We start from the raw sequence: 11667 nt of genomic DNA on the forward strand, positions 1-11667 counted from the left end.
TAGCCTTGTCCCTCCTGTCTGTTTTAAATCTCGTAATAATCTATTTTATCATTTGCTAAATGCACCGTGAAAATGTCTTCTATCGAGATCGACATTTCTTCTAGCAAAACCGGTTCTTCTAAACGCAATTCGGCAAGAAAACTGCTAGCATTTTCAGTCACTAGAAGTGTAAATCCGCCCATTACGATACAATAATTGCGCGTTATTTTTCACAAAATCAGGTATTTTTTTCGTTTTAAATGCAACTTGTATTTTCACCGCATCGGTCCGCATATCTTCTAAATAATAATCCAGTTCCACGCTCGCGCCCTTTAGAACAATCACTCGATCCGCAATAGCCTCGAGTTCTTCCAAACGATGAGACGCAATCACTACACTTGTTCCTCGTTTTTTCACCGTGTCCTTTATCGTTGCTAAAATCTGCTTTTTAATAATGATATCTAGCCCATCCATCGGTTCATCTAGCAGCAAGAATCGAACATTAAGTGAAACAGCTAAAATAATAAAAAATAAGGCTTTCCGTCCCTTTGAAAAAGACATTAACTTAGCCTTCATTGGCAGTTCAAATCGCTGCATTAATTCATTAAAAAAAGCCTCATCAAAAGTCGTATAAATTTGTCGATATATCTTAACAACCGTCTGTACACTATATGTATTAAAATGATTCATATTATCTTCCAAGAAAAACAGCTGTTGCTTCACTTCCGGGTGCTTAAAAATACTCTCTTCACCTAAGAAAACATCGCCCTCATCAGGCAAATAAATTCCCGTCATCGTTGAAAATAGAGTTGTTTTCCCAACGCCATTGCGGCCAATTAATGCAGTAATCTCCCCTGCTTTTAAATCAAATGAAACATCCTTCAAAACCAAGTTATCGTCCATCTTTTTAGTTAAGTTCCGAATTTTCATTATTCCACCTCTTTCACTCATTATATAAGCTCCGGAATATTTTTTCTACATTTTTAAAAATTTTCTACCAATTCGCTATAAAAAGTTACAAACCAATCATTATACTAATTTCACATATTGCGGTAAAATATCCCTATATGAACTTATTTAAAACCCCTGAGGTGAAAACATGATAAAACTTGATATGACCATGCTTGATTCTTTTAAAGAAGACCCTAAGCTCCGGAAGCTTTTATTTTCTGGACATTTTGGTTTAGAAAAAGAAAATATTCGCGTAACTTCTGATGGAAAATTGGCTCTTACGCCACATCCCGCTATTTTTGGTCCAAAAGAGGATAACCCATATATTAAAACCGATTTTTCGGAAAGTCAGATTGAAATGATTACCCCGGTAACGGACTCGATTGACTCTGTATATGAATGGCTTGAAAATCTTCATAATATCGTTTCGTTGCGCTCAGAAAACGAACTACTTTGGCCGTCTAGTAATCCACCCATTTTACCAGCCGAAGAAGATATTCCAATTGCTGAATATAAAACGCCTGATAGCCCGGACAGAAAATACCGCGAACATTTAGCAAAAGGCTACGGTAAAAAAATCCAATTATTATCTGGCATTCATTATAACTTCTCATTCCCAGAAGCTTTAATTGACGGGCTTTATGACAAAATTAGTCTTCCAGAAGAATCAAAGCAAGATTTTAAAAATCGGCTATATTTAAAAGTCGCAAAATACTTTATGAAAAATCGCTGGTTGCTTATTTATTTAACTGGCGCAAGTCCGGTTTACCTTGCTGATTTCTCGAAAACGAAGCACGATGAATCCCTTCCGGACGGTAGTAGCGCGCTTCGTGATGGAATTTCTCTTCGAAATAGTAATGCTGGTTATAAAAACAAAGAAGCTCTTTACGTTGATTACAATTCTTTCGACGCTTATATTTCTAGCATCTCTAACTATATCGAAGCAGGGAAAATCGAGAGTATGCGTGAATTTTACAACCCGATTCGTTTGAAAAATGCGCATACCGACCAAACAGTCGAAAGTTTAGCGGAGCACGGCGTGGAATATTTAGAAATTCGCTCTATTGATCTGAATCCATTAGAGTCGAATGGTATTTCTAAAGACGAGCTTGCTTTTATTCACCTATTTTTAATTAAAGGTTTGCTTTCAGAAGATCGCGAATTATGCTCCAACAACCAACAATTAGCCGATGAAAATGAAAATAATATTGCGCTAAATGGTCTCGCGCAACCTGCCCTTAAAAATTGTGATAATGAAGAAATATCTGTCGTAGAGGCCGGGCTTTTAGAGCTTAATAAGATGAGCGATTTCATCCAAAGCTTGCGACCAGAAGACACCAAACTCCAAGCAATCATCGAAAAACAAAAAGAACGTCTGCTACACCCTGAAAAAACGATTGCTGCACAAGTGAAACAACAAGTAACAAAAGAAGGCTACGTTGACTTCCATTTAAACCAAGCCAAAACTTACATGGAAGAAACCGAAGCTTTAGCCTACAAATTGATTGGCGCAGAAGACATGGAGCTTTCCACCCAAATCATTTGGAAAGACGCCATCGCGCGCGGCATCAAAGTCGATGTATTAGACCGGGCCGAAAACTTCCTTCGCTTCCAAAAAGGCGACCATGTGGAGTATGTAAAACAAGCGAGCAAAACATCCAAAGACAACTACGTTTCCGTTTTAATGATGGAAAATAAAGTAGTTACTAAACTTGTACTTGCAGAACATGATATTCGCGTTCCATTTGGCGACAGTTTTAGCGACCAAGCCCTTGCACTAGAAGCTTTCTCCCTATTTGAGGATAAACAAATTGTCGTTAAACCAAAATCCACCAACTACGGGTGGGGTATCAGTATTTTTAAAAATAAATTCACGCTGGAAGATTACCAAGAAGCTTTAAATATCGCATTTAGCTATGATAGCTCCGTTATTATCGAAGAGTTCATTCCTGGCGACGAATTCCGCTTCTTAGTTATTAACGACAAAGTTGAAGCTGTACTAAAACGTGTCCCCGCTAACGTAACCGGCGACGGAATCCATACAGTGCGCGAGCTGGTTGAAGAAAAGAACACTGATCCTTTGCGCGGAACAGACCATTTGAAACCACTTGAAAAAATCCGTACTGGTCCAGAAGAAACGCTCATGCTCTCTATGCAAAACCTTTCTTGGGACAGCATACCTAAAGCAGAAGAGATTATCTACCTTCGCGAAAACTCCAACGTCAGCACAGGTGGCGACAGCATTGACTATACTGAAGAGATGGACGATTACTTCAAAGAGATAGCTATTCGTGCGACACAAGTACTTGACGCCAAAATTTGCGGCGTAGACATAATTGTTCCACGTGAAACAATCGACCGTGATAAGCATGCTATCATCGAGCTTAATTTCAATCCCGCGATGCACATGCACTGCTTCCCTTATCAAGGGGAGAAGAAAAAAATTGGTGATAAGATTTTAGATTTCTTATTTGAATAAAAAAATCCCAGCTACTAGTTTCGTAGCTGGGATTTTATATTACTCTCTCAATCCAATTTCACCATTTGAACTAATCACATCTTTATACCAATAATAGGATGCTTTCTTTTTACGCGAATAATCACCGGTTCCATCATCGTATTTATCCACATAAATAATACCATAACGTTTGGCCATTTCCCCTGTAGATGCGCTCACTAGGTCAATACAACCCCAAATAGTAAATCCAATCAAATCTACACCATCTTGAATTGCTTTATGCATTTGAAGAATATGTTCTTTGAAATAATCAATTCGATACGGATCATTAATCGTCCCATCGTCTTCCAATTTATCAAAGGCTCCTAAACCATTTTCAACTACCATAAGCGGAATATTATAGCGAGTATATAAATCATTCAGTGCAATCCGAAGCCCTACAGGATCTGTCTGCATTCCCCAATCATTTGTTTTTAAATAAGGATTTTCAGCCCCTCCAATAACACTTTTTCCCGAATTTTTATAGGCAGGATCGTTGGATGCACAAAGCGTTAAATAATAGCTAAAAGTATAAAAATCAACCGTGCCTTCTCGCAAAACTTGTTCATCTTCTGGGTCAAATTCAAGCTCAATACCATTATCTTTAAAGAATGTTTTTGCATAAAAAGGATAATACCCTTTGACATGAACGTCGCCGCAGAAATGGCTGTGCATTGCTTCCGTTTGCTTAGCCAACAAGACATCAGTTGGTTCGCAAGTACGCGGGTAGCGTGGCATATAAGCAATCATGCAGCCAATCATGAATTCTGGGTTGATGCTATGGCCTAGTTTTACCGCTTTTGCACTAGCAACAAATTGATGATGAAGGGCTTGATATCTCACTGTTGGGTCATCTTTTTGATGAAGGAAATCTCCCTCCGCATGACGAATGCCAAGCGATAAATAATTCCCAATTTCCATTGTTGCAGTATTTATTTCATTGAACGTCAACCAGTGTTTTACTAAATGTTTATAGCGTTTAAAAATCACTTCACAATAATGAAGATAGTAATCAATCAAATCACGCGACGCCCAGCCGTTCACCTCATTCGTTAATGCTAGCGGAATATCAAAATGAGCAATCGTCACTAACGGTTCAATCTGATATTTTTTCAGCTCCTTAAAAACATCTTCATAAAACTGTAATCCTTCCTCGTTAGGCTCTGCTTCCTTTCCTGTCGGGAAAATACGAGTCCAGTTTATGGACATCCGGAACACTTTAAATCCAGCTTCTGCCATTAACTTAATATCCTCTTTATAATGATGATAAAAGTCCACTGCTTCATGACTTGGATAAAAAGTGGATTCTTCTAATTGTGCGGTAATTCTTCTTGGCTCTGTATGCGTTCCACCAGTGAATAAATCCGCACAGGCAAGCCCTTTTCCGCCTAAATTATAACCACCTTCAAACTGGTTAGCCGCGGTCGCCCCGCCCCACATAAAGCCATCTGGAAACTTCGTATTACTCATTTTGCTCACTCCTTAATTCCATTACTTGATTCCCTTTCGTTACCGTTCCACTATCCTTAGCTTCTACCAAAGCATATTCATTAGTATTTGTAATTACCATCATCGTTGTTGTATCATATTTTTCTGCAATTTTTTCCATATCAAACGTTACTAATAAATCTCCTTGTTCCACTACATCACCCGTCGCAACATGTGCCGTGAAGTAATTACCATCAAGCTTCACTGTATCAATGCCTACATGTAATAATATTTCAGCGCCATTATCTGACTGCATAGCAATCGCATGTTTTGTTTTGAAAAGCGAAATGATTGTGCCGTTAGCTGGAGCATAAAGTTTACCTTCATTTGGCTTAATCGCAATACTTTTACCCATAATTTCATCTGCAAAAGTAGTATCATTTACTTGGCTCATTTTTACTAATTCACCAGTAACTGGAGCTTGCAAAATTTCTGTCCCAGCTGCTATTTTTTCTGCTACAGGAGTTGCTTCTACCATTTGCTCATCAATACCGAAAATATAAGAGAAAATTAAAGCCACGATAAATGCTAAGGCCATCGCAATTAATGCATAAACAAAAGTATCTCCGACAAGACCTGGAAGTCCAGGAATACCACCGTTACCAGTTAAGACATACGCTTTTACACCAAACATCATTGCAAAGCCACCACCAGCAGCCCCACCAATTAACGACGCCATGAAAGGACGTTTATATACCACATTTATCCCGTACATTGCCGGTTCCGTGACACCCATTAATGCAGTTAAACCAGTTGAAAATGCTAATGATTTCAGTTTTTTATCTTTTGCCCGGAAAAATACACCGAAAGTCGCTCCCGCTTGGCTCATATTGGAAATATAAGTTAACGGTAAAAATTTATCATAACCATATTTTGCTAAATTACTAATAACAAATGGAACAATTGCATAGTGCATACCAGTCATAACGATAATGGCCATGGCACCACCAATCAAGATACCGCCAATAACTCCACCATTATTTAATAACCAGTTAATTCCGCCAGATACACCGTCTCCAACAAATGTACCTAGTGGCCCAATAACAACAAGCGTCAAAGGAACAACAATAAACATTGTAATTAATGGGACAAACAACAGTTTTAACGAGGTTGGAATAATCCGGTCCACCCATTTTTCCACATAAGACATAATCCAAATTGCAAGTAAAATCGGAATAACAGAGTAAGCATACGTCACTGGAGTTACTGGTAACCCAATAAAGTGTGGCGTTGTCCCCGCACTAAGTAAAGCCGTTAAATCCGGATAAAGTAGCGCCGCTCCAATTCCAAGCGCGACAAACATATTCGCTTTAAAGTAACGCGCGGCACTTACAGCAACTAAAATTGGCAAGAAGTAAAATACCCCGTCACCGATAGCTAACAAGATACGGTAAGTTTCTGTATCTGTTGCTAACCAACCAAGTGAAACAAATAATGCCATGAAACCTTTGATTAAACCTGCTCCCGCAATCGCAGGAAGAATTGGTGCAAACACGCCCGAAAGTGCATCAAAGATATTCGAGAAAAATCCTTTTATTCCTTTTTGCCGTGTCGTTTTATTTGTCGTTTCTTTGTTTTTCCAAGCAGGATTTTCTGTCACTAATGCGTCAAACACTTTAGGCACGTCATTTCCGATAATTACTTGGAATTGATTCCCCGCAACATTCGTCCCCATCACTTTATCCAAATCTTTTAATTGTTTTTCATTTACTTTCGATTGATCTTTTAATTGAAACCGTAGTCTGGTAATGCAATGATAAACTTCATTCACATTATTTTTCCCACCGACTGCCTGTAAAATTTCTTTTGCTAATTGATTGTAGTCCATGCTAATCCTCCTAAATATAATAGAAAAACCTGAATGAAATGCACCTAAAAAAGCATACAATCATCCAGGTATTGCCCGCAAATCGCGGTAACAAGCCTATTAGTTATTTTTTCTTTTTAAAAGCCGTTCAATATGAAGCGCCAGATAAAACTGTTCCGAATGACTCATCGTAAATTGATAATTCTTTTCCAAAAACACACCAATTTTATCAATACATTCGAAAATAGCGCCTCTACTTTTCTTCACTGTTTGATAAAGAAATTCATCCATTTCGTCAATTGTCTCGCCAATAATTACGCGTTGACAGAAAAACTTCAGATGGGTCATAAAACGATAATAATTCGTACTTTCTTCATCAAATTCAATGTTAAAATGATATTTAATAATAGAAATAATTTCTTGAATTAACTGCATAATGTGTGTGACGTCGTTCATATCACTATCTACTTCCGCATTAACAAAATGTAGCGCTATATTAGAAATTTCTGCATCAGGAAGCTCTATTTCAAGCTTACTTTCCACCATTTTCGCAGCCTCTTTGGCCACTGCGTATTCTTCCTGATAAAAGCGTTTCACTTCCCACGAGAGCGGATTTTCGATAACCACGTTTTCTTGCAAACGTTGCGTGGCAAAGTACAGATGATCCGAAAGAGAAATATAGATGACATCACTAATATCTTTCGTCGTTTTCATTTTGAAAAGCTTCACAATATCGTCAGTTACTTCTAAAAATTGTATTGGAATTTCATTTACAATCATTTTAAACTTATCCATTGTGTCATCTTTCAACTCAAAAACTTTTTCGATTTTCGATTCATTAATTGGATCGCCAACTTTAGAATTAAAGCCAAGCCCCTTTCCCAAAATCAGCAATTCCTGCGCATCCTCGTCAATCGCACTTACAATATTATTATTTAAAATCCTCTCAATTCTCAAACAAATCACCACCTATTTGAAGCAAAATAAAAAGAGCAATACCACACATATCAGCCAAAAAAACTAATATCTGGTATTGCCCGCATTACCGGTAACAAGCCTCATGGATATAGTACCACCATATGAAATCGCTGTCAATGGGTTTTGTTAAAACCATTCTACCCTTAACTATTTTCGATTATTCCTCCCCTAGGTAACAGTATCTTATTTGTAATTAAATTTAAAATGAAATAGATTAAAACAAAGGAGCCCCAATAGATAACCAAGTTTTCATATCCAAGCAATAATACCCTAAAGAAAATTTTATGAATAAGCACCACTAAGAGTATTAAAAGACTATTTACTAAAGAAATACCGATAATTTTCATCTTATTTCGCCTCCTTCAATGTAAATGATTCGATCTGCTTTTGCAGATATTTCTGGGTCATGTGTGACACAAATGATTGTTTTACCTTGTTTTTTCAACGCTAAAAATAATTCAATGATTTTGTGTTTGTTTTTATCATCCAAGTTGCCTGTTGGTTCGTCCGCAAGTAATAACTGAAATGGTTTGAGTAAAATGCGCACAATAGCAATCCGTTGTTTTTCTCCACCGCTTAATTGGTATACTTTTTTTGCTAAATAGCTTTCATCCATTCCTACTTCTTCTAAATGCTCTATCATCAGCTTGCGATTTTTTCCACCTGTAATGGATAAGTTTTCTAACACTGTTTCATTTTCCATCAATAGATAATTTTGGAATATAAAACCTAACACCTCTTTTTTTAGAGTCATAACCTCTTTTTTCGGCTGATATTCCATCTCGTTAATAATAACTTGCCCACTATCTTTTGAATCTAGGTGTCCGATAACATTCAGCAGCGTGGTCTTCCCACTACCACTCTCGCCGACGACTGCAATAAATTCACCAGCTCCAATAGAAAGAGAGACTTTTTCCAAAATCAATTTATCTTGTATCTTTTTACTGACATTAACTAATTCAATCATATTTTTCACCTTTTAGTATGGCTTTAAAATCTTTATAAATCGCTTTTTCCTTTATGAAATAAATGGCACATAGTTCTATTATGAGAATAACAACGCTAAAATATAGGGCAACCGGTTCTTTGCTAAGAATAAAAATGAGGATTCCAGAAAAAACACTCACAAACAAATTGCTTATACTAAACCATTTACTACTTTTCCAAAACGAATAGCCAAATACATGATAAATTAGTTGCTTATATAAGTTCTCCCCGTAATAGGACAGTACAAGAAGTACCATAAAAGAGCATAAGCATAGGGCTAAGATAATCGTACCTATCAATTGCTGATATATTTGCCATTTCAAAGTAGTTATTTCGCTTGAAACTTCTTGATAAACACTCCTTACATGGGTAATTTCTCTTGCATTTGAATTACTAATAAGTGGTAAGATAGCGTTAAAAGCGTCACCATTCGATTTATCAATAAAATATACAGAAGAAGTTACATGAGCGCCAATACTAGATGAGTCAATATTTCCCGTATATACAATCGCAATTGGATCCGTGATATTTCCAGTCCTAAAATCCCCAGTATTACTATCATAGGAAAAATAATCTTGATTATTTTCTGCATAAATAATATTAACACTTAAGTCTTCCTTACTTAGCGCCACAGCAGGCAGGTCTAAAGCTTTGTTATAAATATTCGCCACTTCTACTTTTTGAAAATAGAAGTAATCGAGAAAAGTGTTTTTTATATCTTTCTCTAGTCCCTTCTTACTATTAGGAACAATAATATTCAAAACTTTATCACTGATTATCGCTTCTTTTTCCACGTTCTGACCTTTTATACTTTTAATCGGATTTAATTTTAAGTAATTAAAATCAATTTCTACGCTATTACCCTCAGGTGAGTTTATTTCAGAGTCCTTTTTCAAATAAGTTTCATAGAAAAAAGTATTAGTTTCACTTCGCTGAAAATTATTCGAATACATTAAAAACATCTCTTTCTTAGATGTACCTTCTTCATAAAAAGCACTTAAATTGTTGTTTAGCTCTTTATCAGCTTTTAAGTTATCTTGAATCCCCTCAGGTAAAACCCCTACTTTTACTTTAAAAATGTCCTTTGTAGCTTCCCATACATCAATATTAGCTAGTCTTGTATTTAATGTCTGAAGTGATTGATAAGAAGCAATAAAAGTACCTATAAATAAGCAGAGCAGCACAAATTTAATAACTAGATTGATTGCCAAATGCTGTCTTGATGATTGCATACGCTGGTCTGATTTTGCTTGATCAATTTTCTTTATTCTAAGTAATCCAAAGAAATACATTGGAAACAGAATAAAAATAAATAAAAGTACATTAAATAAAAGCAACTTCCACACTATCTCCACTAAGTACGTGGCTAGCCCATTTGCTAAAACAATACTAACAAAAGTTATCAGAATTGCTAACACACTAAACAAAGTAAATATTATAGTTTTATTGAACAAAGACATTAATGTAACTAATTCAGAATTCCCCCATATACGATTAACTAATAACCGTTGTTTAGAGTATCTTAAATAGTAATATGTAAAAACAAACAAAATAGCAAAACACAAAAGCAAAGTCATAAGTAACGGGATATTAATATATTTCCACCAGCTCACATCAACACTTTTCGTAGTTATTTCCCCGTACTGTTCAAATTCCTTTAAAAAAGCCTGATACGTATCCTGGTTATCTAAGCCGCTTACATAAAAAGTATCACTTAGACCCACATTTTTAATCTGTCCAAAGTCATAAACCTTTAAAGACCAATACTTAGAAGGATGATAAATCACACCCGATTGTTTTTCATCGCCACTTTCCCGATTCACCAAAAACCGATTTTTATCGGGATAATCTCCTTTTTCAAGCTTTATATTTGGTGAATACTGGGGATTAGAGGCATAAATATTCAAATCGCGTTCATCTAAAAATGTATACTGCGCTATGTTAATATTGTTCGCTTCTGAAAATTGCTTTATAGAATTATTAACTTCTAAAACCTGAAAGTCATCTTTATATTTAAACTGCACTTCTGTCTGGTCTTTAAAAAGAAAATCACGCGACAAAGTATTACTAATAAAAGTAAAAAACATTATATTACCAATGACAAGTGTTACTAATATGATAATGGAAAGAAATTTTTTCATTAAATCATCCTTAGTTTAACTATAAAGCTAAGAAACATAATAATTTCTTAGCTTTATAGGAATTATTTTGTAGCCCAATTAGCTTTATTACCCCATAGCGATGATTTAATCCAAACACTTGCTAGATTGCTCTTTGGTTCCCACCTACTTCTTACTGTCGTCCTGAAATTAGAGGCACTTGATCTATGCATTTTTTTATAATGCTGATAATTTGAATAATGTCTATCTTGTCCCCATGTAACCCAGAAAGTACCGCCTCCAGCTGATTGCGCTGCTTTTAATAGAGGTTTTTTTCCTGTTGTGGTCTCAGAAAAAATCACTTTTTCACCTGTTTTATTTGCGCTCATTAGTGAATCTAAGCTAGTCTCTCCTTCATTTAGATTTTGAGCAGCTAAGGCGCCCATCGGTGATAACACTGTAGGCAATGCTATCGCTAAAACACATACTTTTCTCTTCATTGTATTCTCCCCCTCTTTCCAATTAATAGTTATATTGCATAACCAAATAAACAGGTTAGAATATATCCTTCCCTATGAAACCTCCAAATTTTTACTTTTATAATATTCCAACTATTCCCAATGTAACACAAAAAAGTAATGTATAACCAAAATGTAATGAACGACTCCATTCTTATCCTAAATAGCTAAAGTTATAGTGTCTTAGTGCATTTTCTACACATATCGTGTTACAAAAACTCCATTTTCAGAATAAAAAAGCGCTAGACAGCTCATTATACATGTTTCTATTCAGCCTCAAGCTTGATAGTCACAAAAGTTTCATATACCAGCTTAACTTAACCACATATATTTGAACTTGTTCACTTAAATGCTGAATTCAAG

Annotated in this window: 8 protein-coding genes and 1 pseudogene; 1 reads left to right on the forward strand and 8 read right to left on the reverse strand. The window is 35.9% G+C overall.

All coding sequences use genetic code 11. The features are described from left to right. Positions 1 to 23 precede the first annotated feature (23 nt). Positions 24 to 909, reverse strand: a pseudogene (locus tag LMOATCC19117_RS14175) (ATP-binding cassette domain-containing protein). Between the two features lie 169 nt (positions 910 to 1078). Between LMOATCC19117_RS14175 and gshAB the strand changes: the two are divergent. Next, a complete protein-coding gene (gshAB, locus tag LMOATCC19117_RS14180) occupies positions 1079 to 3409 on the forward strand; it encodes a bifunctional glutamate--cysteine ligase GshA/glutathione synthetase GshB (RefSeq protein ID WP_003725321.1) in 2331 nt (776 codons plus the stop codon). A 39-nt stretch (positions 3410 to 3448) separates the two neighbouring features. Here gshAB and LMOATCC19117_RS14185 read toward each other — a convergent pair whose 3' ends face one another. The 7 genes from LMOATCC19117_RS14185 to LMOATCC19117_RS14215 all read right to left on the reverse strand — a co-directional run bounded on the left by LMOATCC19117_RS14185 (position 3449) and on the right by LMOATCC19117_RS14215 (position 11286). Next, the gene (locus LMOATCC19117_RS14185) at positions 3449 to 4897 is read right to left on the reverse strand and encodes a glycoside hydrolase family 1 protein (RefSeq protein ID WP_003725322.1); all 1449 of its coding nucleotides are present in this window, start codon (positions 4895 to 4897) and stop codon (positions 3449 to 3451) included. Next, positions 4890 to 6743 carry a beta-glucoside-specific PTS transporter subunit IIABC gene (locus LMOATCC19117_RS14190; protein WP_003734217.1) on the reverse strand — a complete coding sequence of 618 codons (1854 nt, stop codon included), beginning with the start codon at positions 6741 to 6743 and terminating at the stop codon, positions 4890 to 4892. Before LMOATCC19117_RS14190 ends, LMOATCC19117_RS14185 begins: the two co-directional genes overlap by 8 nt. Before the next feature lie 99 nt (positions 6744 to 6842). Then, complete coding sequence (gene licT, locus LMOATCC19117_RS14195; protein WP_003727625.1) at positions 6843 to 7679, reverse strand: BglG family transcription antiterminator LicT; 837 nt, start codon at positions 7677 to 7679, stop codon at positions 6843 to 6845. A 164-nt stretch (positions 7680 to 7843) separates the two neighbouring features. After that, positions 7844 to 8047: a bacteriocin-like WGxF protein gene (locus tag LMOATCC19117_RS14200; RefSeq protein WP_003725347.1), complete on the reverse strand. Its 204-nt coding sequence runs from the start codon at positions 8045 to 8047 to the stop codon at positions 7844 to 7846. Then, positions 8044 to 8667 (reverse strand): ATP-binding cassette domain-containing protein, encoded by a 624-nt coding sequence (locus LMOATCC19117_RS14205; protein WP_003725325.1) that lies wholly within the window; start codon positions 8665 to 8667, stop codon positions 8044 to 8046. The genes LMOATCC19117_RS14200 and LMOATCC19117_RS14205 overlap by 4 nt, the downstream gene beginning before the upstream one ends. Continuing rightward, positions 8660 to 10828, reverse strand: a complete 2169-nt coding sequence (locus LMOATCC19117_RS14210; protein ID WP_003725326.1) for a bacteriocin-associated integral membrane family protein — start codon at positions 10826 to 10828, stop codon at positions 8660 to 8662. The genes LMOATCC19117_RS14205 and LMOATCC19117_RS14210 overlap by 8 nt, the downstream gene beginning before the upstream one ends. A 62-nt stretch (positions 10829 to 10890) precedes the next feature. Further along, complete coding sequence (locus LMOATCC19117_RS14215; RefSeq protein WP_003725327.1) at positions 10891 to 11286, reverse strand: lactococcin 972 family bacteriocin; 396 nt, start codon at positions 11284 to 11286, stop codon at positions 10891 to 10893. Positions 11287 to 11667: the final 381 nt, after the last annotated feature.

The organism is Listeria monocytogenes ATCC 19117, assembly GCF_000307025.1.
In the GTDB taxonomy this organism is placed as follows: domain Bacteria; phylum Bacillota; class Bacilli; order Lactobacillales; family Listeriaceae; genus Listeria; species Listeria monocytogenes_B.